The organism is Rhizobium sp. SVR5-2C (assembly GCF_056755115.1).
In genome coordinates, this window is sequence record NZ_JBNDHT010000052.1 from 16,435 (window position 1) to 40,096 (window position 23,662).

Genomic DNA, 23,662 nt, shown 5'->3' on the forward strand with positions numbered 1-23,662 from the left:
CGACATGCGCGTCCGCTTGTTTCGATAGAGGTTACTTGCCCGACAGTCCCGGGAGGGTAACCTGATAGACCTGGAACATGGTGTCGACGTCCGCACCACCTTCGGCCTTGTAGGCTGCGCCGACCTGGAAACCATCCTGCGTGAAGAAGTCGTTGTCGTTCACCACGAAGAGGAAGTAGTCGTCCGGCAGGTTCGGATCCTTGACGCTTGCGAGCGACACCGCCTCCCACTTTTCGGACAGGTTGTTGCGGTCGTTCGGTGCGCCGTTGTGCAGGCCGAAGCGGGCAAGCTGCGTGTTGTCGTTCATGTCAATGAAAGGGGTCAGCGTTGCGGGCTTGACCGAAGGATCCACGACGCCCTTCGGAGCGACCGGCTTGGCAGCATCGAAATCGGTTCCGAGAATGTCGGTCGCGGCCGAGACATCGACGATGCCGATATTGCGATAAAGCGAGGTGTCGCCCTTCAGCATCGAACCGTTGCCGCTGTCGCGCGACAGCATCAGGAATTTCGTGTCGGAGAGCGCGACGATTTCACTCTGCGCGGCAATGGTCGTCTTGCCCTTGGCATCCTTGAAGACGGGCAGCGGCACGACATATTCGTGCACCATCTTCAGATGCGCAAGGTCGGAGGCGTCGTAGATCATCGCGCGGGTATTCTGGCGGGTAGAGCCGGAATCACCGCCATCCTGACGGGCTGCCGACTGCAGCACGGCGATCACATACTTGCCGTCCGGTGTCATCGCCATGCCCTCAAGGCCCTGGTTATTCTGACGGCCGGTATCGGGGTCCTTGGGATCGGGAGCAGCCGCACCCGGACCGGGGTTGTTCGACGCAAAGCTCAGCGTGCCCTTTCGCATCGGCAACAGCGCCTTGGAGGGCTGCGTCGCGGACATCAGGTGGCCATTGGCAGAGAAGCGGTAGATATAAGGGCCGTATTCGTCGCTGATGAACATGGAGCCGTCCGGCAGACGAATGATCGCTTCGTTGTCGAGGGCAACCTTGCCGTTCGTCGCTTCAGGCAGCGGCGGCATGTCACCGGCGGCAGCGCGAACGCCGGATTCCGGATCGAGGCCGGTCGTATCCGCACCCTTGTCGTCCACGAGCATCATCGTATCGGCGAGCGTAGCCTGAACGCCGGACTGTTCCTTACCGGCCGAAGGCGTTGCGCCCGGCGCTACCGGCGTGAACGTAATGTCGATCGTATTCAGACGTGGGCGATAATCGGTCGTTCCAACGGCATTGTAACCGCGGTCGGGCAGCAGCCACAGCGAGCCCTTGTAGGTGTCGCCATCGCGCGTCCAGCTCGACTGGTCGATCGACATGCCGGAACCGGAACCAAAGGTTTCCCCGAACTTGTCGCGCTGGTTCGACGGCATGCGGCCGATGCCGACGAGACCTTTATTGACGAAAGTCGTGGCGCCGACAGTGACAGAATTATCGGCAAGCGCGGCAACCGGCGTCAGGGCGGCGGATGCGATCAAGGCTGCGGCCAGTAACCGAAGCCTTGGAAAATGCGAATATTTCATGGGGCAATGTCCTCTTGATAAAAGCTTTTTCGGAAAGGATTTCATCAGGACGCAAGCCCGTAAGCCGCTTCGAAATATGAACGGCCCGCTTCGGTGTTTATGAAGCTGTTCGATGAGATTGCGCCCGAAAGCCTCCCGAAGAGCGGTGTAGGGCGGCAACGTGATACTTACGTGACAGGCTCAGAAGTGCGGATCAGGTTTCCGCGGGCGCTCGCAACTGCTTGCGGGAACGCTTTTCCTTCGCGGCCCGGCTTGCAAGTTCATCCGGCGCCACAAGTCCGCCCGAAATCAGGAGCTTTGCCGCATCCTCCGGCGACATGTCGAGAACAACGATCTTTTCGCGCGGGACGAAGATCAGAAATCCGGCCGTCGGCACCGGGGTGGGCGGCAGGAAGACACTGACCATATCATGCCCCATCGCATTGAACTTGGTAGCGATCTCACCCTTCGCATCAGTGGCGATGAAGACCAGCGCCCAGAGGCCAGGGCTCGGATATTCGATGAGGCCTACCTTCTTGAAGGAATTGTTTTGCTCCTTCAGCACCGATTCAAATATCTGCTTCACGCTCTTGTAGATGCTGCGCACCAGCGGGACGCGGTGTACCAGCGACTCTCCGAACTGCACGATGCCCCGGCCAATGAGGTTTTTCCCCAGGAAGCCGATGATGGTGATGAAGATCATCGCGATAATCAGGCCGGAACCGGGAACCGCAAAATTCAGGTAGCTGTCGGGATCGTAGCGGGCGGGAATGTACGGCTTCACCCAGCTGTCGGCCCAGCGGACAATCGACCATGTGAGCCAGAGCGTGATCGCAATCGGGGCACAGATGATGAGGCCCGCCAGGAAGTTGTTTCTAATGCGCGTTGCTATCGGCAATCGGTGCAGCTTGTTCGTCATCGCTCGCGATGAACTCCCTTGGGTCTACCGGATGTCGTGATCAGGCGCCCCCGCACCTGCCGAACGAGGCTGCCAGAATTCGACACCTTGTACAAGCGGTGCAGCCGCCTTGCGGTTCACTCCACCGTGACCGATTTCGCGAGGTTTCGCGGCTGATCGACATCCGTGCCCATGAACACCGCGGTGTGGTAGGCAAGCAATTGGATCGGCAGGGAGAATATCATCGGCGCAATGATCTCGGGAACGTTCGGAAGCGCGATCGTCGTCATGGTCGGCAGCTTGGACGCGGCGGCGCCCGCTTCGTCGGTGATGAAGACGATTCGCCCGCCGCGAGCCGCGACTTCCTGCATGTTCGAAACGGTCTTGTCGAAGAAGCGGTCGTAAGGCGCGATGACGATGACCGGCATATTCTCGTCGATCAGCGCAATCGGCCCGTGCTTCAATTCGCCCGCCGCATATCCCTCGGCATGGATATAGGAAATCTCCTTGAGCTTCAGCGCGCCTTCCATTGCCAGCGGGAAGCTGGTTCCGCGGCCGAGATAAAGCACGTCGCGGCACTTGGAGAGCTCACGCGACAGGCTTTCCATTTGCGGCTGCACGAGGTTCAGCACACGGCTCATGATGCGCGGCATTTCGGCGAGATGGCGCACGAGCGCCTTTTCTTCGTCCGCGCTGACGGTGCCGCGCGCCTTGCCGGCGCTGATTGCGAGCGATGCAAGCACCGCCAACTGGCAGGTGAAGGCTTTGGTCGACGCAACGCCGATCTCAGGGCCGGCCATGATCGGGAAGACGGCGTCGGATTCGCGCGCGATGGTCGACTCCTGGACGTTGACCACGGCTCCGATTTTCAGGCCATGGTCCTTGCAGTAGCGGAGCGAGGCCAGCGTATCGGCGGTTTCACCCGATTGCGAGATGAAGAGTGCTGCCTGCGACGGCTGCAGCGGCATCTCGCGATACCGGAACTCCGAGGCGACATCGATTTCGACCGGCAAGCGGGCATAGCGCTCAAACCAGTATTTGCCGACCAGGCCAGCGAGATAGGCCGTGCCGCAGGCCGAGACAGCGAGGCTGCTTACCGTCCGGAAGTCGATCGCCGATGCATTGGCAGCAATCGTGTTCTCGGCAAAATCCATGTAGTGGCTGAGAGCGTGGGAAATCACCTCAGGCTGCTCGTAGATTTCCTTCTCCATGAAATGGCGATGGTTGCCCTTGTCGACGACATAGGCCGCCACCTGGGAAATCTGCCGCGGGCGGTTCACCGGCTTGCCGGAAAAATCGACGATCGTCGCACCCTCACGGGTGATGACCGCGCAGTCGCCGTCGACAAGATAGGTGATCTCGCTGGTGAAGGGCGAAAGAGCGATCGCATCCGACCCCAGGAACATTTCACCATTTCCGAAGCCAACGGCGAGCGGTGGGCCGGAGCGCGCAGCCAGCAGCGTACCCGGATCGTTCTTCAGCATGACAACGAGCGCATAGGCGCCCGTCACGCGGTTCAGCATCTTGAGCATGGCTGCGCGCGGCTCAAGTCCCTCGCGCAAGTACTTCGCCATCAGATGAGCGACGACTTCGGTGTCCGTCTGGCTTTCGAATATCGCACCGTCGGCACTCAGCTCGTCGCGCAGCTCCGAGAAGTTCTCGATAATGCCGTTGTGGACGACAGCCACGCCTTCGACGAAGTGCGGGTGCGCATTGGTCTCGTTCGGAACGCCATGGGTTGCCCAGCGGGTATGGGCGATGCCCGTCGTGCCGAAGAGCGGCTCGGCGTCGAGGCGCTTCTCCAGGTTGAAAAGTTTGCCCTCGGCGCGGCGGCGATCCATCACGCCGTTGTGGATCGTCGCAACACCGGCGGAATCATAACCTCGATACTCGAGCCGCTTCAGCGCATCCACCAACCGCTCCGCAACAGGACGACTGCCGACGATGCCCACGATACCGCACATGAAAATGTCCCCAACGCTTTGAAATAACGAGACCAGTACCTAGCGATTTCCTGTTATTTCTCAATCGCTCAGCCGGTCACTTTCGATTTCCGGCCGTTACTCAGCCTTGGTTTTTTTGCCGCCTTGATGGCCAGTGCGCGCTCGCGAATTGCTTTGGCGCGCTCAGGCTTCACCTCCTGGCGAGCCCGGCCGAAGGCAAGCGCATCGGCGGGGACATTGTCGGTGATGACACTGCCGGACGCAATATACGCGCCGTCACCGATGCTGACCGGAGCAACCAATGCACTGTTCGAGCCGATGAAGGCATTGGCGCCGATTCGGGTCTCGAATTTGTTCACGCCGTCGTAGTTGCAGGTGATCGTGCCCGCGCCGATGTTAGTACCGGCTCCGATGACCGCATCGCCGATATAGGTCAGATGGTTGACCTTGGCGCCCTCGCCTATCTGACCGTTCTTCACCTCGCAGAAGTTGCCGACCTTCGAGCCTTGGCCGAGATCGGCGCCGGGACGAAGGCGGGCAAAAGGACCGACCGCCGCACCCGCCCTTACATGCGCACCTTCGATATGAGAAAAGGAATGGATCACCGCGCCGCCGTCGATCACCGCGCCGGGACCGAACACGACGTTCGGCTCGATCAGCACATCCTGACCGATGACGGTGTCATACGACAGGAAAACAGTCTCCGGCGCGATCATCGTCACGCCTGAGATCATCAGTTCGTGACGGCGGCGCTCCTGCCAGAAACGCTCGATCGCCGCGAGTTCAGCCCTGTTGTTGCAGCCGGTCATCTCGACTTCCGGAGCATCGACAGCGGTCACCCGGCCGCCCAGCGAACGGGCGATTTCGACGAGGTCTGTAAGGTAATACTCACCCTTCATGTTGCCGTTTCCGATCCGCGCCAGCAGATCGAGCGCCTTACGGCCGTTGATCGCCATCAGGCCGCTATTGCACCATTTGACGGCGCGCTCGGCGTCGGTCGCATCCTTTTCCTCGCGGATCGCGATCAGTTCGCCATCTTTCACCAGCAACCGGCCGTAACCGGTCGGCCGGTCTGTATGGAACCCGATGACGGCGATGTCACTGCCTTCCGCCAGCGCCTGACGCGCCGCCCTCAACGGACCCTCGGTCTGCAGCGGCACGTCGCCATAGGTCACGAAAATATCGTCGTAGCCGCGGGCAATCGCCTCGCGCGCCGCAAGGACCGCGTGCCCGGTTCCAAGACGTTCCTTCTGCAGATGCGCCTCGACCTCGACGCCGCCGATGCTGGCTGCCTTGGCGACCTCTTCGGCATCGCGTCCGACAACAAGCGCGACGGAGGAGATACCTGCCTTTGCCACGGCCTCCACGACATGTGCAATCATCGGCCGGTTGGCGACCGGATGCAGCACCTTCGATTTTGAGGACTTCATGCGAGTGCTATCACCGGCGGCAAGAATAACGGCGAGGCAGGTGCGTTCCATGGCGGGCTCCGGGAATCCATTGTTCGGCAACGTTCTGCCTCATAGCAGCAAGGCGAACCGTCGACAAAGATGAAATTGGTCAGGCCGAGACCCGGGTGAGAGCCGCGTAGGCATCACGAACGCGCCCCCGGCCTTCGATGATGACGGCTTCCATTGCCGTGCGGGCGGCCGGGACATCGCCTGCAACGATTGCATCGACAATGCGCATATGCGTGTCGGCGATATTGGCGAAGCCGTTCTGGGAAGGCGGCGTGCTGAGCCGGAACATGCCAACCAGTGCAGCCTCGATCAGGCTTCCGAGCGTGCGCATGAACGGGTTGTGGGAGGCATCGGCAACTGCCAGATGGAATTTCAGGTCGGCGAACGCGAGACTTTCCGCCGTGTGGCCGGGTTCGGCCATATCGAGCGCCAACGCACGCAGCGTGGCGATGTCATCGCCGTTCGCGCGCTCTGCAACCAGCCCAGCGGCGAACGGCTCCACGGCAAGCCGAATGTCGTAGAGCTGCAACAGGAATTCTTCGGTAACGCCATGATCGAAATGCCAAGCGATGATCTCGCTGTCGAACATGTTCCAGAAGGTCTTCTCGGTGACGCGCGTGCCGACACGCGCCTTGGCGACAACCATGCCCTTGGCCGCGAGCGTCTTCATCGTTTCGCGAAGAACCGTTCGAGAGACCTTGAAGCGCTGCGCAAGCTCGGCGTCGCCAGGGAGAATCGAGCCGACCGGATAGGTCCCGGCCACGATGGCCTTGCCGAGCTCATCCACGACCTGCGCGTGGCTGGTGCGGGTCCTGCGACCGCTCCTTCGTGTCTCAAGCAATCGGTTGCGCAAGTAACAAGTCCTCCGTCAGGCGTACCTCTTGTTCAGGCTGGAAACGAACAGAATAGCCTTTTGCATCAGAATAAACGCAAAGAGCAGAAGGCCGATAAGGATTTTTGTCCACCAGCTCGAAAGCGTCCCGTCGAAGGTGATGTACGTCTGAATGAGCCCTTGTATCAAGAGACCGATAAAAGTTCCCGCGACGAATCCCGCTCCCCCCGTCAGCAGCGTCCCCCCAATGACCACCGCGGCAATGGCGTCAAGTTCCACACCGACCGCCGCCAGCGAATAGCCGGCAGAGGTATAGAGTGAAAAGACGATTCCCGATAGTCCCGCCAGAAAGCCGGAAAGCGCGTAGATGCGGATGGTGGTAGGGCCAACCGGCACGCCCATCAACTCGGCCGTCTGGACGCCGCCACCGAGCGCGTAAACGTTTGCTCCGAAGCGCGTGCGATGCGCGATGAAGATGCCCGCGGTGAAGACAAGCAGCATGATGCCGCCGATCAGCGTCAGGCGTCCGCCGCCCGGCAGGCGGTAGTAGATGCCGGTCAGCGTCGAATAGTATTCGTGATCGATGGGGATGCTGTCGATCGACAGCACATAGGACATGCCACGCGCCAGGAACATGCCTGCCAGCGTCACGATGAAAGCCGGCATCTTCAGATAATGGATCACTGCGCCCATCAACCCGCCGAAAGCGGTCGTGATAACGAGAACCAGCGCGAATGCGGCGAGCGGGTGGATCGAGGTGTCCCGCAGGATGACGGCAAGGAATACGCCCGTGAAGGCGATGACCGAGCCGATCGAGAGATCGATGCCGCCTGAAATAATGACGAAGGTCATGCCGACGGCGGCAATGCCGAGGAATGCATTGTCGGTCAAAAGATTGCCGGCGACACGGGTCGACAGCATGTTCGGGTATTGCAGCGCACAGGCCACATAGGACAGCACGAAGATGACGATGGTCGCCAGCAGCGGCAGGTATTTCGAGTTCATTTCGACAGCTCCGCCCTGACTTCCGGCTTGCGGCTGAAGAAGATCGCCGTGGACTGCAGCGCCGGCGACTGGATGATGAGGATGATCAGGACGATCACCGCCTTGATGATGAGGTTGAATTCAGGAGGAAAGCCCGAGAGCAGAATGCCGGTGTTGACCGCCTGGATGATCATCGCACCGATGAGTGAGCCAAGAATGCTGAAGCGCCCGCCAAGCAGGGAATTGCCGCCGACAACCACCGCAAGGATCGCATCCAGCTCCAGCCAAAGACCCGCATTATTCGCATCCGCGCCCTTGATGTCAGCTGCAACGATGATGCCGGCAACGGCCGCGCAGAGCGCGCTCAGCATGTAGACCGCCATCAGCAGGACGGGAGTGCGAACGCCGGAAAGCGTGCTGGCCCGGCGGTTTATGCCGATTGCTTCAATCAGCATCCCAAGAGCGGTGCGACGCACGAGCAGGATCACCAGCGCACCGGCGACCAGCCAGGTCACCACGGGCATCGGCAGGTAGGCGAAGGAACCGCTGCCGAGGAAGATGAGCCCCGGATCATTGAAGGTCATGATCACGCCTTCGGTAATCAGCTGGGCGATGCCACGCCCGGCCACCATCAGAACGAGGGTGGCGATGATCGGCTGGATATTCAGGATGGCAACCAGGAAACCGTTCCAGACGCCGCAAAGCAATCCGGTGCCGAGGGTCACGATCAGCGTGTAGGCAAGCGAATTGCCGGAGACGATCAACGATGCAGCAACCGCGCCGCAGATCGCGATGACTGCGCCGACAGAAAGATCAATGCCCTTCGTCGCGATGACCAGCGTCATCCCGATCGCAAGCAGTGCAACCGGTGCGCCGCGATTGAGAACGTCGATCAGACTGCCATAGAGACGGTCATTCTGCACCACGACATTAAAAAACTGCGGGAACATTATGAAATTCAACAGGAGAATAACCGCAAGCGCAATCAATTGCGGGGCGAGGCGTATGACAAGCGCCTTGAGCGAGGAACTCATGCATCCTCCATTTTCTTTTCAGCGGCTGCGATTGCATCGATGATGGCGGCTGCAGTCACGCGGTCTCCGGCAAGCTCGGCGATATGCTCGCGGTCGCGAAGAACAATGACGCGTGAACTGTAGGCGACAAGTTCTTCCAGTTCTGAGGAAATGACGATCAGAGACATGCCCTTCGCGCAAAGTTCCTCGATCAGCTTGATGATTTCTGCGTGGGCTCCGACATCAATGCCGCGCGTGGGTTCGTCGAGGATCAGAAAATCCGGATTGGTAGCAAGCCAGCGAGCCAGGATGGCCTTCTGCTGATTGCCGCCCGAAAGCAGGCGGATCGGCTTCTCGCGGTCGGTGGTGCGGATATCGAGCGTCTTTATGTACTGGTCCGCCAAGGCGTTCTGCTCGCTGCGCGAAAGCGGCCGCGCCCACCCGCGGCGGGCCTGAAGGGCCAGCGCGATGTTTTCGCGGATCGAGAGGTCGCCGATGATTCCATCGGTCTTGCGGTCTTCCGGACAAAAGCCGAAGCCGTTCATGATCGCGGCACGCGGGCTTGATAGCGCCACGGCTTTCCCATCGATCTCGGCCTTGCCGCTGTCGGCGTGCTCTATGCCAAAGAGAAGCTCCGCAGTCTCGGTGCGTCCGGATCCCAGCAGGCCCGCTATGCCCACTACCTCGCCGGTGCGAACGTTGAGATTGAATGGTTTCACCTTGCCGCGCTTGCCATAGCGCTCGAAGCGGTACTTGGTATCGCCAACTACAACTGCGCGCTCGCTTGCCGCCTGTTCCGTCTGGGCCAATTCGCGGCCGAGCATCATCGGGATCAGCGCCTGCCGCGGCAAGTCCGCCGTCTTCCGGGTGCCGACCAATCTACCGTTGCGAAGCACAGTTATGCGATCGCTGATTTCATAGACCTGCTCCAAGAAGTGCGTAATGAAAACAATGCCTAACCCACGCCTCTTCAAGTTCTTTACGATGTCGAAGAGCATCGCGACTTCGTGGGTATCAAGGCTTGCGGTCGGCTCATCAAGGATCAGGACCTTGCCGGAAAGATCGACCGCCCGGGCAATGGCGATCACTTGCTGAACGGCGACGGAGAAGCGATCGAGCTGCGCCGTTACATCGATGGTCAAGCCATATTGCGCCAGCAATTCACGCGCCATCCGGTTCATGGCGCGGGCATCGACCATGCCAAGACGTCGGGGCTGGCGGCCGAGAAAAAGGTTTTCGGCAACACTGAGATTGGGAAGGAGGTTTACCTCCTGATAGACGGTCCCGATGCCTAGCTTCTGAGCGGCCAGCGTATCGGCAGGATCGATCTGGCTGCCTTCCAGCGCGAGCCGTCCCTCGTCGCGGCGATAGGCGCCGCTCAGGCATTTGATGAGCGTCGATTTGCCGGCTCCGTTTTCACCGAGCAGCGCATGCACCTCGCCCTTGCGAAGCGTGAAATCAACTTTGTCCAGCGCCACCGCGCCGGGAAAAAACTTGGATATTCCGGACGCGGCGAGAATGTTCTCGAAATCGTGAATCATGGCTCGGTATTTTCCTGATATTGACCCCTTGTGCCCTTGCAGTTGCAGACATGATGTCTTGCTCGCGTGGGCAACGCCGCACCGGTCCATGACGGGCCGGTGCGGTTCCAAAGCGTCGATCAGTAGCCGAGGCCCTTCTTGGACTCGTAGACCTTCATCGGATCGTCAGCCTGCGTGTAGAGCTTCGATTCCGTCTGGATCCACTTCGGCGGCTCCTTCTTGTCCTTCAGGTAGGCGTCGAGCACATCGAATGCCGGACCGGCCATGTTCGGCGTGAGCTCGACGGTCGCATTGGCTTCGCCTGCTGCCATCGCCTGGAAGATATCCGGAACCGAGTCGATCGAGACGACGAGAATGTCCTTGCCGGGCTTCAGGCCAGCTTCCTTGATCGCCTGGATCCCGCCGACAGCCATGTCGTCATTATGGGCGTAGAGGGCGCAGATGTCCTTGCCGCCATTCTCGGCCTTCAGGAAGCTTTCCATGACTTCCTTGCCCTTCGCACGGGTGAAGTCACCCGTCTGGCTGCGAACGATCTTGAAGTTGTCATGGCCGGCAATGGCTTCCTCGAAGCCCTTCTTACGGGCGATCGCCGGCGAGGAACCGGTGGTGCCCTGGAGTTCGACGACGTTGCACTTCTTGTCGCCGACATTCTTGACGAGCCAGTCGCCCGCGACCTTGCCTTCATGAACCTGGTCGGAGGTAACCGCCGTCAGGTAGAGGTCTTCCGGAGCCTTGATCGTGCGGTCGAGAAGGATGACCGGGATTTCGGCTTCCTTGGCTTCCTTCAGAACGTCGTCCCAACCGGTTTCAACGACCGGTGCGAGGAAAATGGCGTTGACGCCCTGGGCGACGAAGGAGCGAATCGCCTTGATCTGATTTTCCTGCTTCTGCTGGGCGTCCGAAAATTTCAGGTCAACGCCGCGCTTTTCGGCTTCCTGCTTCGTCACCGTCGTTTCAGCAGCGCGCCAGCCTGATTCCGAGCCGATCTGCGAAAAGCCCACGACGAGTTGGGCCGCAGACGCGGAACCGAACATGCAGGCAGCCAGAACCGTGGCACTCAAAAGTGCAGTTTTCAACTTCATGATTGTCTCTCCCAAATGCCGCTCCTCGCGGCTAGAGAGAAAAAATCATATAGTATTACTTTTGTAAATTGCTATTTTAGGATGCAGCGCAACAAAAAAGGCGCTCCGGACCGGAGCGCCTTGGCAGCAGCAAAATAGCTGCAGAATTATTGCGGCAACTTGTCGTCGACACCTTCAACGTAGAAGTTCATGCCCAGCAGCGTGCCGTCATCGGCCTTCTCGCCGGCCTTCAGCCACGGAGTACCGTCCTGCTTGTTGATCGGGCCGGTGAAGGGATGCAGCTCGCCGGACTTGATCTTGGCCTCGGTCTCTTCGGCCATCTTCTTCACGTCATCCGGCATGTTCGTGTAAGGCGCCATCTTGAGAATGCCGTCCTTCAGGCCGTCCCAGCTCTGTTCGGACTTCCAGGTGCCGTCCAGAAGCGCGTGAATACGCTTGGAGTAGTAGTTGCCCCAGGTATCCACAATAGCCGTCATCTGAGCTTTCGGGCCCGCTGCGATCATATCCGATGCCTGGCCGAAGGCATGGATGCCGCGCTCTTCGGCAACCTGCATCGGCGCGGTCGTGTCCGTGTGCTGCGTCAGCACGTCGACTCCCTGGTCAACCATGGCCTTGGCGGCGTCGGCTTCCTTGCCCGGATCGAACCAGGTGTTGACCCAGATCACCTTGAGCTTGAAGTCCGGGTCGATCGACTTGGCGCCCTGTTCGAATGAGTTGATGCCCATCACCACTTCCGGAATCGGGAAGGAAGCGATGTAGGCAGCACCGTGATTCTTCGAGGTCTTGGCGGCGATCTGGCCGAGGATGTAGCGGCCTTCATAGAAGCGCGAATTGTAGGTGGCGAGATTCGGGCCCGTCTTGTAACCCGTGCCATGCTCGAACTTCACTTTCGGGAACTTGGCGGCAACTTTTACGGTCGCGTCCATGAAGCCGAAGGATGTGGTGAAGATCAGCTTGCAGCCCGAGCGAGCCAGGCGCTCGATAGCGCGCTCGGCATCCGGACCCTCAGGAACGTTTTCGAGGTACGGCGTTTCGATCTTGTCGCCGAACTCCTGCTGGACCTGCTGGCGGCCGAGATCGTGTGCCTGCGAATATCCGCCGTCGGTGTGCGAGCCGACATAGACGAAGCAGATCTTGGTCTTGTCCGCGGCATGAGCGGAACCGGCGCCAATAACCGCGGCAGCCGATGCGGCGAGTGCGAGTGCTATTTTCTTCATGATAACCCCTGTTGGTTTGAAGATCTTCTGGAAACCCGTTTCTTTGTTCTTCTATCGCTCCGGCACGAAGGCCTTTCCAAGCGACGCGGGCGTATTGATCAACGTCGTACGCCGATTATGAGAAATGATGACGAGAACTACAATAGTGGCTGCATAGGGCAGCATTGAAAGGAATTGCGCCGGAATGCCGATGCCCAAGGCCTGGGCATGCAGTTGCAGGATCGTGACCGCACCGAAGAGATAGCCGCCGGCAAAGACGCGCCAGGGACGCCATGAGGCGAAGACCACAAGCGCGAGCGTGATCCAGCCGCGCCCCGACGACATGTTCTCCACCCATTGCGGCGTATAGACAAGCGAGAGCTGCGCGCCGGCGAGGCCCGCGCAGGCGCCGCCGAAGATCACTGCCAGGTAACGCGTTCGGATGACCTCTATACCAAGCGCATGCGCCGAGGAGTGGTTGTCGCCGATCGCGCGCAGCTTGAGCCCGCTTCGGCTGCGGAAGAGATACCAGCTGACGCCGAAAAGAAGGGCGATCGAGAGATAGAAGATGATATCCTGGCGGAATAGGGCTGGCCCCAACAAAGGGATTTCCGACAGGAAGGGAAAGACGATCGGTGTCAGCCGGATACCGGGAACGCTAACATAGGGCTCTCCCAGCATGCCGGACGCGCCGAGCCCGAGGATCGTCAGCGCAAGCCCCGTCGCCACCTGATTGGTTACCAGGGTCAGCGTCAGAAAGCCGAAAAGAAGCGAAAACAGAGCGCCGGTAGCGATCCCGGCCAGCAATCCGACATAGGGCGAACCGGTGACTTGGGCAGCCGCGAAGGCGCCGACTGCGCCCATGATCATCATGCCCTCGACGCCGAGGTTCAAGACACCCGAGCGCTCGGCCACCAGTTCGCCAAGGGCAGCGATCACGAGAGGCGTGGAGGCCGTGATGACGGTGAGCAGAATGGCTTCGAAAATCATTCCGCTGCCTTTCCGACGACCGCCTGATGAACGCGCGACCAGACGATCCTGACCCTGTAGAAGATCAGCGTGTCGCAGGAGAGCACGAAGAAGAGCAAAAGCCCCTGGAAAACACGCGTCACCTTGTCCGATACGCCGATCGAAAGCTGCGCCGCCTCACCGCCGAGATAGGTCAGCGCCAGCACCAGGCCGGAGGCGATGATGCCCAGCGGATTGAGACGCCCGAGGAAGGCGACGATGATTGCGGTAAAGCCGTAGCCGGGCGAAATCGCCGGCTGAAGGTGGCCGATCGAACCCGACACTTCCGAAATGCCGGCGAGACCGGCAAGCGCGCCGGAAAACAGGAAGCTGAACCAGATCATGCCCTTCGAGGAGAAGCCGGCAAACCGCCCTGCCCGCTCCGACTCGCCGAGCACGACAATTTCGAAGCCCCTCAGCGTATAGCGCATCATGAACCAGACGAGGATCGCCGCGAGGATCGCGAAGATGAAAGCCCAGTGGGCGCGTCCGGACTCTTCCCAAATAGCGGGGACGATTGCCTCCGGCGCGAAATCACGCGAAACCGGAAAATTGAGGCCCTGCGGATCGCGCCAGGGACCGCGGATCAGCCAATCGAGGAAAAGCTGAGAGATATAGACCAGCATCAGCGAGGTCAGAATCTCGTTCGTGTTGAAATGCGCTTTCAGGAGGGCCGGGATGGCGGCGAAGAGCGCACCGCCAATCGCGCCCATGATGAGCATCAGCGGCAGGACCAGCGGCGAATGCCAGTCGTAGAAGACAATCGGCAGGATCGAGCCTACGATCGCACCCATCGTGAACTGGCCCTCGGCGCCAATATTCCAGTTGTTCGAGCGGTAGCAAACGGAAAGACCGACGGCGATCAGGATCAGCGGTGCGGCCTTGATCGCCAGCTCGTGCAGCGACCAGACCTCGAGCAAAGGTTCGACGAAGAATGCATCCAACGCCTCGGCGGGGTCCTTGCCAAGCAGGCTAAACATGATGCTGCCTGCAATCAGCGTGAGGACCAATGCCAGGAGCGGCGAAACGAATCCGAAGAGTTTCGACGTCTGAGGCCGCTTCTCGAGTTCAATGCGCATGGGCGATCTCTGCACCGGACCCGCTCTGATGCAGGCCGCCCATCAACAGGCCGATTTTCTCACGTGTCAGTTCGCCGGCAGGAAACGGCGGCGAGAGGCGTCCTTCCGAGATGACCGCGATTTCGGTCGCCACTTCGAATATCTCGTCGAGGTCCTGGCTGATGACGATGACGGCAGAGCCGGCGCGTGCGAGATCGACGAGCGCCTGACGAATGCGGCTCGCAGCACCTGCATCGACGCCCCAGGTCGGCTGATTGACCACCAGAACCGCAGGCTGGCGATCCAGCTCGCGGCCGACGATGAATTTCTGAAGATTGCCGCCGGAGAGCGATCCGGCCGGTGGATCCTCGCCGCTCTTGCGAACATCCATGACTTCCGAGATGCGTCGTGCAGCGTTTTTCACGGCGCCGCGGCGGATAACCTTGAGGAAGCCGCCCGCGAGAAAGGTCTTTCGATCCGACTGGCTGCGCGCGAGTACGAGGTTGTCGGAAAGCCTCATGGTTGGAACGGCGGCGTGCCCATGGCGCTCTTCGGGAACGAAACCCGCGCCGAGCAGGCGGCGGGCAGCGATGCCCTTTGTGCCCACGGGTTGCCTGCGGATGACAATCGCATCTGCCGAAGCCACGGGATACTCCCCGGACAGCGCGTCGAAGAGTTCGCCCTGCCCGTTTCCGGCGACACCGGCAATTGCCAGAATCTCACCGGAACGAACGGCGAGCGATACATCCTTCAGCGGCATGGCGAAGGGCGTGCGAGGTGCGACCGAGAGGCCTGTCACCGCGAGCTGAACATCCCCCGGATTGCCGCGATCGGGATGTGTGACGCTCGCCACATCCGAACCCACCATCATTCTGGCGAGCGAGCCGGGCGTCTCGCGCTTCGGATCGCAGATGCCCGTCACCCTGCCGTGGCGCAGCACCGTGGCGCGATCGCAAAGACGCTGCACTTCCTCGAGACGATGACTGATGTAGAGGACAGAGCGGCCTTCCGCCTTCAACTTGAAGAGGGTTTCGAAAAGCTTGTCGGCCTCCTGCGGCGTCAGAACGGAAGTCGGCTCATCGAGAATGATCAGCTTCGGGTTCTGCAGCAGGGCGCGGACGATTTCGATGCGCTGGCGCTCGCCGACGGAAAGGTCGGCGACGTGGGCGTGCGGATCGAGCGGCAGACCGTAGGCGCGCGACAGTGCCCTCGCCTCTTCGGCGATCCTGCCGATCGGAATTCTGTCATCGAGGGAAAGCGCGATGTTTTCGGCGACCGTCAGCGCCTCGAAAAGTGAGAAATGCTGGAAGACCATGCCGATGCCGAGTTTGCGGGCTTCTCCCGGAGAGTCGATCGCAACCGATTTTCCCGACCAAAAGATTTGGCCGCCGGTCGGCTCCAGCACGCCGAACAGCATCTTCACCAGCGTGGATTTTCCCGCGCCGTTTTCTCCCAGAAGCGCGTGAATTTCGCCTGGGGCAATATCGAGATCGATTTCATTGCAGGCAGCAAAGCTACCGAAGAATTTCGTCAGCTTCTGAACCGACAGTAACGCACCGGACGACAGCGCATTCAATGACGACACGTTCCCCTCATTTCTCTCTGCCGATCCGTCCGTTCCGGATCTTTCATGGAATCAGCAGCGTAGTTCCGGTAGTTCTTCTTGTTTCCAGATCCGTGTGAGCCCGTCCCACCTCACGCAATGGATAGGTTTGATTGACATTGATACGCACTTTGCCGCTTAGCACAACATCAAATAGCGCGTTTGCACAGGCGGTCAGTTCCTCGCGGGTCGCAATGTAGGTGAAAAGGGTCGGCCTGGTCGCAAAAAGCGAGCCCCTCTGCGCCAGCATTGCCATTGTGAAGTTCTCGATCGGGCCAGAGGATTGGCCGAATGACACGAACAGGCCGCGCGGCTTCAGGCAGTCAAGCGATTGCGGGAAGGTGTCGCGGCCGATCGAGTCATAAACGACGTCCACGCCCTTGCCGGCGGTGATTTCACGCACACGATCGAGAAAGTTTTCCGTCCGGTAATTGATGACGTGATCATAGCCGTGCTCGAGTGCGAGCTTCACCTTGTCTTCCGAGCCTGCGGTGCCGATCACGGTCGCTCCGAGCGCCTTTGCCCATTGCCCGGCAATGAGCCCGACGCCGCCCGCCGCAGCGTGAAACAGCAGGACGGTTTGCGGCCCCACCTTGAATGTCCGGTTCAACAGATACTCGACGGTCATGCCCTTCAGCATCATCGCAGCCGCCGTCTCCAGATTAATGCCGTCCGGCACCTTGACGAGATGCTTGGTCGCGACATTCCGTTCGACGCTGTAGGCACCGTCGGCACCGGCATAGGCAACCCGATCGCCGACGGAAAAATCCGTCACACCCGGCCCGACCACGGTGACGGTGCCGGCGGCTTCCTTGCCCGGAACGAAGGGAAGATGCGGCGCCTTATAGGTGCCATCGCGGAAATACACGTCGATGAAGTTGAGGCCTATCGCGGCATGCCTGATCTGCACCTCGCCGGCGGTCGGCGGCGGCAGGTCGATATCGACATATTCCAGAACCTCAGTTCCGCCATTGCGGCTGAATGCGATCGCCTGCGTCTTTGTCATATGTGTCTCCTATTCGCTGCGGCCCAGCGCCGGGAAGAACTGCAATACGGCGCCGATGCAATAGAGATAGATGCCACTGATCACGAAGAGAACAACCGCCCACTGCGGCATGCTGAAATGCATGAGCAGCGAATACATGCCGAGCGCCGACCAGAGAAAGAAGACCGCGAGATTGAGCGGCCGCAAGCGCTGGACGCGGACCGGATGCAGGAAATTGATCGGCAGGAAAGTGAGTATCACCGAGACGACCACGACGCTCAACGCGGTCGCTGCATCGGCATCGATGACGAAGAGCGTGAAGACGATCATGTTCCAGACGACAGGGAATCCGGAGAAGAAATACTCATCCGTTTTCATGCCCATATCGGCATAGTAGATGGCGCTCGAAACGACGATCATCCCGGCCGCGACGAAAGACCAGGGCTCGCCGATCATGCCGCTCTGATACAATGCGAAAGCGGGCAGCAACACGTAGGTCACATAATCGATGATATTGTCGAGCGTGTCGCCCGACCAGTTGGGCAGGACTTCCTTTACGCGCACCTTGCGGGCGATCGGGCCATCGACGCCGTCAACAAGCAGAGCAAGACCCAGCCACCAGAACATATCGATGAAACGATGCTCGGCGGCGGCGACCACGCCGAGAAAGGCAAGGAAGGAGCCGGATGCCGTCAAAATATGGACGGAAAAGGCGCGTATTTCTGCATAAGGAACGCGCTTGTAGTTGAAAATCTTCATGTTTCCCCACCGCCTATCGCCGCTTAAAACCTGCAGGCGGCGTTTTGGCCTAATATGCATCCTTTGCTTCGCTTCGCCAGCGCAAAAGCAACATGGCGCACAGGCATTGAATCATGAGCATGACATGCATATTTCCTCTTGGTAGCGCGCCGGAGAATGGATTGCCTTTAACTTCAGGCGGATTTGTAATATCTGCTTCGCATCCGCACGATCATCCGACGAATACGGGATCCGATTAAGAAAAATGAACGCTCCTGCAAAGACCGAAGATTTCGCCTCCGCCATTCCGGCAAATGTCTATGCCGAGAAGGTGCTGAGCGTCACGCATTATACCGACCGGCTCTTCCGCTTCACCATGACCCGGCCGCAGGGGTTCCGTTTCCGCTCGGGCGAGTTTGCAATGATCGGCCTGATGGTCGAAGGCAAGCCGGTGTTCCGCGCCTATTCGATCGCAAGCCCCGCCTGGGCCGAAGAACTCGAATTCTTCTCCATCAAGGTGCCGGACGGCCCGCTCACATCGCATCTTCAGGCCATCAAGCCGGGCGATCAGGTCCTGATGCGCAAGAAGCCGACGGGCACGCTGGTTCTCGACGCACTCACCCCCGGCAGGCGGCTCTACATGTTCTCGACCGGAACAGGCATTGCCCCCTTCGCAAGCCTTATCCGCGACCCGGAAACCTATGAGAAGTATGAGGAAGTGATCCTCACGCACACGACCCGCGACGTCGCTGAGCTGAAATACGGCTTCGACCTCGTTGATGAAATCCGCAATGACGAGCTGCTGAGCGAAATCGTCGGCGATAAGCTGCGCCACTATGCGACCGTGACGCGTGAGGATTTCGAGCGCACCGGCCGCATCACCGATCTGATTTCCTCCGGCAAGCTCTTTACGGATCTCGGCGTTCCGGCGCTCGACCCGGCAATCGACCGGGGCATGATCTGCGGCTCGTCCGCCATGCTGAAGGACACCAAGGAACTTCTGGAAAAGGCGGGCCTTGAAGAAGGCGCCAATAGCAAACCCGCCGAGTTCGTCATCGAACGCGCCTTTGTCGGCTGATGGTCTTTGCATGAATTGATGGACGGCTCCGGAGACGGAGCCGTTTTCATTTGTGGCTCAGGTAGTCAATCAAGGTTGCCATTGCCTTGCGCGATTCTTCCACCCTGCCCGCCTCAATCGCGTGAATGACTGCGACGTGAAGCGAGATCGAGCGGTTCATCCGATCCGGATTGGCGGTGGAATACCAGAGACGCCGTGAATGCGTCTGCACGGGCCCGAGTGCCACCGTGATGAAGGTGTTCGGGCAGGCTTCTTCGAGAATTTCGTCGAACGCCTTGTCGGCCGCAAAGAAAGCATCAAGATCGCCGTTGACGGTACAGTCCGCCATGGCGCGGGCGCATTCGGTCAGCGCCGCCCGCTGTTCGTCCGTCGCATGCTCGGCGGCGAGCGATGCCGCGATCGGCTCCAGTTCCCTGCGCACCTGCATGACATTGGCATGGTCACCCGCCTTGATCTCCGCAATCTGCAACCCGACGCGCGGCCGGACGATGATAAGCCCCTGCCACGCAAGCTTCTGAATCGCTTCCCGTACCGGCGTGCGCCCATGTCCTGCCAGATCGATCAGCTGCTTTTCCGTCACGAGCGCACCAGGCTTCAACACCAGCGTCACGATCGCGTGCTCCAGTGCGAGGTAGGCCAGATGGCTCTGCGAATTCTGCATTCCGGAATCCATGCTTCAAACTGATATATCACATAGTGACATGGCAGAAATGAGGATGGCAAGCTACCGTGATAATTCAGAGCCAGGAAAGCGAACGTGAAGCTATTTTATTCGTGGCGCAAGGCGTCAATCGGGTTCAGCTGTGCGGCCCGGCGAGCCGGAAAATAACCGAATATCATCCCGATGGCAGCCGAGAAGAGGAAAGCAACGGCGATCATCATGGGGCTGAAGACGAAGGGAACCTTCAAGAGCGTGACGGAGACAAAGCCGATCCCCATCCCGAGCACGATGCCGGTAATGCCGCCGAAGAGCGACAGCGCTATGGCTTCCACCAGGAACTGCATCAGGACCTGGGTTTCGAGCGCGCCGATGGCAAGGCGGATGCCGATCTCGCGCGTGCGCTCGGTCACGGAAACCAGCATGATATTCATGATGCCGATGCCGCCGACGAGCAGGCTGATTGCCGCCACCGCTCCCAGAAGTCCGGTGAGCAGCGTCGTCGTCCCCGTCATCGCCGCGGCGATCTGCGTCATGTCGTTGACGGTGAAATCGTCGTCTCGGCCCGGAACGATCTTGCGGCGCTCGCGCAGCAGGTTTTCCGTTTCCGCCTGCACCTTCGAGGTCGAGACGCCGTCGCGCGCCGAGATGACGATCATCTGAACCGTGGCATTGGCCCTGCCGCCGACCCGGCGCTGGTAGACCTTCACGGGCAGGATCACCACATCGTCCTGGTCGTTGCCCATGCCCGATTGCCCGCGTTTTGCCAGAACGCCGATGACGCTGCAGGATACCTTGCCCACGCGGATCTGCTGGCCTGTTGGATTGGCCGCGCCGAAAAGCTCCGACCGCACCGTCTCGCCGAGAATGCACCTGGCACGTCCGCGCTCTTCTGCCGCCTCGAATGTGCGGCCAAGCGCAATGTCCCAATCCTGGGCGATGAAATAGTCGTTGGTTGTGCCCATGATGGTGGTCGAATGGCTCTGTCCGCCGTAGATCGCCGTCGCCGTCGTCTGGTTGAGCGGCGCCACGGCGCGAACGCCCGTCAGCTGATCGCGGATTGCATCGACGTCCTTGACGGTGAACCGCCTCGCCTCTGCACTCGCCCGCCCCGGACCGAACTGCCCCGGACGCACGAACAGCATGTTGGTTCCGAGCCGCGAAAGTTCGGTGGAGACCTGCTCGGTGGTGCCATTGCCGATTGTCACCAGTGCAATGACGGCTGCAACGCCGATGACGACGCCAAGCACGGTGAGGAAGGACCGCAACATGTTTCGGCTGATGGCGCGCAGCGCGAGCTTCAGCGTTTCAAGAAACATGATCCGCCTCCTCCCGAGGCGCAACCTCGGCTTCGAGCCTTCCGTCGACGAAACGCAGTATCCTCTGGGCATAGGCCGCGATGTCCGGCTCATGCGTGACCATGACGATGGTGATGCCCTGCTCCCGGTTCAGGCGGGTCATCAGATCCATGATCTCGGCGCTGGTCCTGGTGTCGAGATTGCCGGTCGGTTCGTCGGCGAGAAGCAGAGCGGGTTCGGTGACGATCGCCCGCGCGATCGCCACGCGCTGCTGCTGGCCGCCGGAAAGCTCCTGTGTCTTGTGGTGTTCACGTCCCGCCAGGCCGACCAGACCAAGCGCTTCAATGGCACGCTCGCGGCGCTCTCGCGCGGCAATCCCGCGGTAGGTCAGCGGCAACTCGACGTTCTCGACCGCCGATGTACGGGCGAGAAGATTGAAGCCCTGGAAGACGAAGCCCAGCATATGGCGCCTCAGCAGCGTCAGTTGCCCCCGGTCGAAACCTTTCGTGGAAATGCCCTGGAAGATGTAGTCGCCGGCGCTCGGCACGTCGAGGCAGCCGAGGATGTTCATCGCCGTGGATTTTCCGGAGCCTGACGGCCCCATGATCGCGACGAATTCATGCGTCGCGATCCGCAGGTCGATGTGGTCGAGCGCGCGGATAGCCGCTTCGCCATGGCCATAGACCTTCGATACCTGTCTGAATTCGAGAAGCGGCGGACTGGTCATCGTCGTGTCCCGTCTATTGCGTCAGCGCCGTTGCGTCGGTCACAAGCCGATCGTTCTCCTTCAATTCACCGGAGACGACCTGGGTGAACTGACCGTCTGAGGAGCCGACCTGGATGACCAACGGCACCTGCACGCCATTCCGAAGCACCCATACGCGCCGCTTTGCGCCAGTCAGCGCCTCGCTACCGCCAGCGCCTCCACGCGGGCGGCCGATGCGTGGCGGACGGAAAAGAGCAAAGATGCCGCGCCCGCGCGATGCGGTTTCCGGCGGCGCGTAACGCAGCGCTGCGTTCGGCACCATCAGCGTATTCTTGACGGCCTCGACCGTGATGTCCGAGGTAGCCGTCATGCCTGGGCGTAGCAGCAGGCCTGCGTTGTCGACCGAAAGCACGGCCTTATAGGTGACGACGTTGTTGGTTGTCGCGGAGGCGAAACGGATCTGCTCGATCTCGGCGGGGAAGGTCTTGTCCGGATAGGCGTCGACCGTAAAGGTCGCTTTCTGTCCGACCGCGATCTGGCCGACATCGGCCTCGTCGACGTCCACCTGCAGTTCCATCTTCCTGAGATCGCCTGCGATCGTGAAGAGCACCGGCGCCGAAAGCGAGGCAGCAACGGTTGCCCCAGGATTGACCGAGCGGGTCAGTACGACGCCGTCGATCGGCGAAACGATCTTGGCTTTGGCTAGGTTGACCTCTGCCAGTTGCAGGTCCGCTTCGGCCGAGAGCACGTCCGCTTCGTTTATCTGCTTTGCGGCGACGGCAGACTCATATTTGTAGGATGCGTCCTCAAGGCTCTGCTGCGTCGAGACGTTGCTTTTGACCAGACTTTTCAAGCGCTCCAGCGAGCTCTGCGCCGAAAGCAGGTCGGCATCGGCTTTGGCAACGTTCGCCTTGGCGGATACGACCTTCGCGCGCGAACTTTTCACATCGGCTTCCAGCTTGTTCGTATCAAGAACTGCCAGCACCTCGCCGGATTTCACCTCGCTGTTGTAATCGACGTTGACGTCGCGCACGGTGCCCGAAAGCTCGCTCGATATGTCGACCTGTTCCGTCGGCTGCACGGAGCCGGTTGCCGTCACCAGGACCGTCAAATCGCCGCGCTTTGCCGGCAGGGTCGTATAGCTGTATTCATTGCCGTTGCGGCCGTAATAAGCATAGCCGCCGCTACCGGCCACGGCAATGACTATGGCTGCCGCTATAAGCCGGCCGCGCCAGCGGCGACCCTGGCCACGCTTGCCGGAGGTTGCCAGTACCTCAGCAAGATCGAGCCTAGCCGATACGGCCTTCGCGCCGCTTCCGGATTCGAAATCGTTCATGAAATCCTCAAACCACCATGGGAGCGCCTGCTCCTTCGCCATGTAAATAGTCATAGCGAAGATGAACCGGAACTAACTGCGAGAGGCGCATCGGCATGGAATAGCGAAAAATTGCATTAAATCTTGGTAATGAAAATCCGGTTTAGTCGGCATCTTCCTGGTACTGCTGCGTTCCTTGCATCGGATGGAGCCAGCTTTCGCGCCGCTTGATCCATACTTCATAGGTTGGAGCAATTTCCATCGGCGCCTCGTCCAGCGAACCGAGCCTGAGTTCCGCCTCGTTCTCCGTGAGGCAGAACAGCCGCCCGCCGCATGCCGTACAGAAGCTGCGGCCTTCAAATGTCGCGACCCTGCCGGAATAGTCGAATGCGGTGCGTGGCCATACCGCGAAGGTGACGAAGGCCGAGCCACTCTCCTTTCTGCAATCTGCACAATGGCAGAGGCCGGCGCGAAGCGGCTCACCCTTCACTTCATATCTGACCGCGCCACAAAGGCAGCCCCCGGTACGGATTTTCATCAGGAATCGAGGTCCGGCGGCAATTTCGGCGGCCTGCGCTTGGCGGCCATCAAGAGGTCGAGCTCGGTCGCCGAAGGCCCGAACTTTTCGTAAAGCCGCCTGGCTTCCTTTTCATCCAAGCGATATTTCCGAGCAAATTCGCTCATACTGTAAGGTCGGCCGCGCAGCACTTTGCGGGTCGGCACGGTCTGATTTACAGCGTCAGACATAGCATTCCTCCTTTT

The 23,662-nt window shown here is 60.1% G+C and carries 22 protein-coding genes; 1 reads left to right on the plus strand and 21 read right to left on the minus strand.

The annotated features are described in order from the left end of the window. Positions 1-31 precede the first annotated feature (31 nt). From ACPYOI_RS16610 to pcsA, 15 genes are all read right to left on the minus strand, one after another. Positions 32-1,525 carry an esterase-like activity of phytase family protein gene (locus tag ACPYOI_RS16610; protein WP_481415221.1) on the minus strand — a complete coding sequence of 498 codons (1,494 nt, stop codon included), beginning with the start codon at positions 1,523-1,525 and terminating at the stop codon, positions 32-34. Between the two features lie 193 nt (positions 1,526-1,718). After that, positions 1,719-2,423 carry a DUF502 domain-containing protein gene (locus ACPYOI_RS16615; protein ID WP_168832733.1) on the minus strand — a complete coding sequence of 235 codons (705 nt, stop codon included), beginning with the start codon at positions 2,421-2,423 and terminating at the stop codon, positions 1,719-1,721. Between the two features lie 116 nt (positions 2,424-2,539). Then, positions 2,540-4,366 (minus strand): glutamine--fructose-6-phosphate transaminase (isomerizing), encoded by a 1,827-nt coding sequence (gene glmS / locus ACPYOI_RS16620; protein WP_481415220.1) that lies wholly within the window; start codon positions 4,364-4,366, stop codon positions 2,540-2,542. Between the two features lie 68 nt (positions 4,367-4,434). Next, on the minus strand, positions 4,435-5,826 hold the full coding sequence (gene glmU / locus ACPYOI_RS16625; RefSeq protein ID WP_481423075.1) for a bifunctional UDP-N-acetylglucosamine diphosphorylase/glucosamine-1-phosphate N-acetyltransferase GlmU: 1,392 nt from the start codon (positions 5,824-5,826) through the stop codon (positions 4,435-4,437). A gap of 79 nt (positions 5,827-5,905) precedes the next feature. Then, positions 5,906-6,658 (minus strand): FadR/GntR family transcriptional regulator, encoded by a 753-nt coding sequence (locus ACPYOI_RS16630; RefSeq protein WP_168832736.1) that lies wholly within the window; start codon positions 6,656-6,658, stop codon positions 5,906-5,908. A gap of 15 nt (positions 6,659-6,673) precedes the next feature. Next, positions 6,674-7,642: a galactofuranose ABC transporter, permease protein YjfF gene (gene yjfF / locus ACPYOI_RS16635; protein ID WP_481415218.1), complete on the minus strand. Its 969-nt coding sequence runs from the start codon at positions 7,640-7,642 to the stop codon at positions 6,674-6,676. Continuing rightward, positions 7,639-8,655, minus strand: a complete 1,017-nt coding sequence (locus tag ACPYOI_RS16640) for an ABC transporter permease (RefSeq protein WP_481415217.1) — start codon at positions 8,653-8,655, stop codon at positions 7,639-7,641. The genes yjfF and ACPYOI_RS16640 overlap by 4 nt, the downstream gene beginning before the upstream one ends. Next, positions 8,652-10,175 (minus strand): galactofuranose ABC transporter, ATP-binding protein YtfR, encoded by a 1,524-nt coding sequence (gene ytfR, locus ACPYOI_RS16645; RefSeq protein ID WP_481415216.1) that lies wholly within the window; start codon positions 10,173-10,175, stop codon positions 8,652-8,654. Before ytfR ends, ACPYOI_RS16640 begins: the two co-directional genes overlap by 4 nt. A gap of 119 nt (positions 10,176-10,294) precedes the next feature. Further along, complete coding sequence (gene ytfQ / locus ACPYOI_RS16650; protein ID WP_168832740.1) at positions 10,295-11,257, minus strand: galactofuranose ABC transporter, galactofuranose-binding protein YtfQ; 963 nt, start codon at positions 11,255-11,257, stop codon at positions 10,295-10,297. Between the two features lie 146 nt (positions 11,258-11,403). After that, on the minus strand, positions 11,404-12,474 hold the full coding sequence (locus ACPYOI_RS16655) for a BMP family ABC transporter substrate-binding protein (RefSeq protein WP_168832741.1): 1,071 nt from the start codon (positions 12,472-12,474) through the stop codon (positions 11,404-11,406). Between the two features lie 51 nt (positions 12,475-12,525). Next, positions 12,526-13,443 carry an ABC transporter permease gene (locus tag ACPYOI_RS16660; protein ID WP_481415214.1) on the minus strand — a complete coding sequence of 306 codons (918 nt, stop codon included), beginning with the start codon at positions 13,441-13,443 and terminating at the stop codon, positions 12,526-12,528. Then, complete coding sequence (locus tag ACPYOI_RS16665; protein WP_481415213.1) at positions 13,440-14,540, minus strand: ABC transporter permease; 1,101 nt, start codon at positions 14,538-14,540, stop codon at positions 13,440-13,442. The genes ACPYOI_RS16660 and ACPYOI_RS16665 overlap by 4 nt, the downstream gene beginning before the upstream one ends. Continuing rightward, positions 14,530-16,095, minus strand: a complete 1,566-nt coding sequence (locus ACPYOI_RS16670) for an ABC transporter ATP-binding protein (protein ID WP_168832847.1) — start codon at positions 16,093-16,095, stop codon at positions 14,530-14,532. Before ACPYOI_RS16670 ends, ACPYOI_RS16665 begins: the two co-directional genes overlap by 11 nt. A 52-nt stretch (positions 16,096-16,147) precedes the next feature. Beyond that, positions 16,148-17,128 (minus strand): quinone oxidoreductase family protein, encoded by a 981-nt coding sequence (locus ACPYOI_RS16675; protein ID WP_481415212.1) that lies wholly within the window; start codon positions 17,126-17,128, stop codon positions 16,148-16,150. A 9-nt stretch (positions 17,129-17,137) separates the two neighbouring features. Next, complete coding sequence (pcsA, locus tag ACPYOI_RS16680) at positions 17,138-17,866, minus strand: phosphatidylcholine synthase (protein WP_481415211.1); 729 nt, start codon at positions 17,864-17,866, stop codon at positions 17,138-17,140. 244 nt (positions 17,867-18,110) lie between these two features. Between pcsA and ACPYOI_RS16685 the strand changes: the two genes are divergently transcribed. Continuing rightward, the gene (locus ACPYOI_RS16685) at positions 18,111-18,923 is read left to right on the plus strand and encodes a ferredoxin--NADP reductase (RefSeq protein WP_168832746.1); all 813 of its coding nucleotides are present in this window, start codon (positions 18,111-18,113) and stop codon (positions 18,921-18,923) included. 46 nt (positions 18,924-18,969) lie between these two features. Here ACPYOI_RS16685 and ACPYOI_RS16690 read toward each other — a convergent pair whose 3' ends face one another. The 6 genes from ACPYOI_RS16690 to ACPYOI_RS16715 form a co-directional block, all read right to left on the minus strand. Continuing rightward, entirely contained in the window at positions 18,970-19,584 is a 615-nt protein-coding gene (locus tag ACPYOI_RS16690; RefSeq protein ID WP_481415210.1) for a GntR family transcriptional regulator, read from the minus strand. Positions 19,585-19,691: 107 nt separating this feature from the next. Next, positions 19,692-20,900 carry an ABC transporter permease gene (locus tag ACPYOI_RS16695; protein WP_168832748.1) on the minus strand — a complete coding sequence of 403 codons (1,209 nt, stop codon included), beginning with the start codon at positions 20,898-20,900 and terminating at the stop codon, positions 19,692-19,694. Beyond that, positions 20,890-21,606, minus strand: a complete 717-nt coding sequence (locus tag ACPYOI_RS16700; RefSeq protein WP_481423076.1) for an ABC transporter ATP-binding protein — start codon at positions 21,604-21,606, stop codon at positions 20,890-20,892. Before ACPYOI_RS16700 ends, ACPYOI_RS16695 begins: the two co-directional genes overlap by 11 nt. 13 nt (positions 21,607-21,619) lie before the next feature. Further along, complete coding sequence (locus ACPYOI_RS16705) at positions 21,620-22,921, minus strand: efflux RND transporter periplasmic adaptor subunit (protein WP_481415208.1); 1,302 nt, start codon at positions 22,919-22,921, stop codon at positions 21,620-21,622. A 142-nt stretch (positions 22,922-23,063) separates the two neighbouring features. After that, positions 23,064-23,438 (minus strand): GFA family protein, encoded by a 375-nt coding sequence (locus ACPYOI_RS16710; RefSeq protein ID WP_481415207.1) that lies wholly within the window; start codon positions 23,436-23,438, stop codon positions 23,064-23,066. Then, positions 23,438-23,647 (minus strand): hypothetical protein, encoded by a 210-nt coding sequence (locus tag ACPYOI_RS16715; protein WP_481415206.1) that lies wholly within the window; start codon positions 23,645-23,647, stop codon positions 23,438-23,440. Before ACPYOI_RS16715 ends, ACPYOI_RS16710 begins: the two co-directional genes overlap by 1 nt. Positions 23,648-23,662: the final 15 nt, after the last annotated feature.

What these genes read in the sequence shown, in the direction of transcription:
- ACPYOI_RS16610 (WP_481415221.1), bottom strand. Translation starts at nt 1,525, where the DNA reads ATGAAATATTCGCATTTTCCAAGGCTTCGGTTACTGGCCGCAGCCTTG.
- ACPYOI_RS16615 (WP_168832733.1), bottom strand. Translation starts at nt 2,423, where the DNA reads ATGACGAACAAGCTGCACCGATTGCCGATAGCAACGCGCATTAGAAAC.
- glmS (WP_481415220.1), bottom strand. Translation starts at nt 4,366, where the DNA reads ATGTGCGGTATCGTGGGCATCGTCGGCAGTCGTCCTGTTGCGGAGCGG.
- glmU (WP_481423075.1), bottom strand. Translation starts at nt 5,826, where the DNA reads ATGGAACGCACCTGCCTCGCCGTTATTCTTGCCGCCGGTGATAGCACT.
- yjfF (WP_481415218.1), bottom strand. Translation starts at nt 7,642, where the DNA reads ATGAACTCGAAATACCTGCCGCTGCTGGCGACCATCGTCATCTTCGTG.
- ACPYOI_RS16640 (WP_481415217.1), bottom strand. Translation starts at nt 8,655, where the DNA reads ATGAGTTCCTCGCTCAAGGCGCTTGTCATACGCCTCGCCCCGCAATTG.
- ytfR (WP_481415216.1), bottom strand. Translation starts at nt 10,175, where the DNA reads ATGATTCACGATTTCGAGAACATTCTCGCCGCGTCCGGAATATCCAAG.
- ytfQ (WP_168832740.1), bottom strand. Translation starts at nt 11,257, where the DNA reads ATGAAGTTGAAAACTGCACTTTTGAGTGCCACGGTTCTGGCTGCCTGC.
- ACPYOI_RS16655 (WP_168832741.1), bottom strand. Translation starts at nt 12,474, where the DNA reads ATGAAGAAAATAGCACTCGCACTCGCCGCATCGGCTGCCGCGGTTATT.
- ACPYOI_RS16660 (WP_481415214.1), bottom strand. Translation starts at nt 13,443, where the DNA reads ATGATTTTCGAAGCCATTCTGCTCACCGTCATCACGGCCTCCACGCCT.
- ACPYOI_RS16665 (WP_481415213.1), bottom strand. Translation starts at nt 14,540, where the DNA reads ATGCGCATTGAACTCGAGAAGCGGCCTCAGACGTCGAAACTCTTCGGA.
- ACPYOI_RS16675 (WP_481415212.1), bottom strand. Translation starts at nt 17,128, where the DNA reads ATGACAAAGACGCAGGCGATCGCATTCAGCCGCAATGGCGGAACTGAG.
- pcsA (WP_481415211.1), bottom strand. Translation starts at nt 17,866, where the DNA reads ATGAAGATTTTCAACTACAAGCGCGTTCCTTATGCAGAAATACGCGCC.
- ACPYOI_RS16685 (WP_168832746.1), top strand. Translation starts at nt 18,111, where the DNA reads ATGAACGCTCCTGCAAAGACCGAAGATTTCGCCTCCGCCATTCCGGCA.
- ACPYOI_RS16690 (WP_481415210.1), bottom strand. Translation starts at nt 19,584, where the DNA reads ATGCAGAATTCGCAGAGCCATCTGGCCTACCTCGCACTGGAGCACGCG.
- ACPYOI_RS16695 (WP_168832748.1), bottom strand. Translation starts at nt 20,900, where the DNA reads ATGTTTCTTGAAACGCTGAAGCTCGCGCTGCGCGCCATCAGCCGAAAC.
- ACPYOI_RS16700 (WP_481423076.1), bottom strand. Translation starts at nt 21,606, where the DNA reads ATGACCAGTCCGCCGCTTCTCGAATTCAGACAGGTATCGAAGGTCTAT.
- ACPYOI_RS16705 (WP_481415208.1), bottom strand. Translation starts at nt 22,921, where the DNA reads ATGAACGATTTCGAATCCGGAAGCGGCGCGAAGGCCGTATCGGCTAGG.
- ACPYOI_RS16710 (WP_481415207.1), bottom strand. Translation starts at nt 23,438, where the DNA reads ATGAAAATCCGTACCGGGGGCTGCCTTTGTGGCGCGGTCAGATATGAA.
- ACPYOI_RS16715 (WP_481415206.1), bottom strand. Translation starts at nt 23,647, where the DNA reads ATGTCTGACGCTGTAAATCAGACCGTGCCGACCCGCAAAGTGCTGCGC.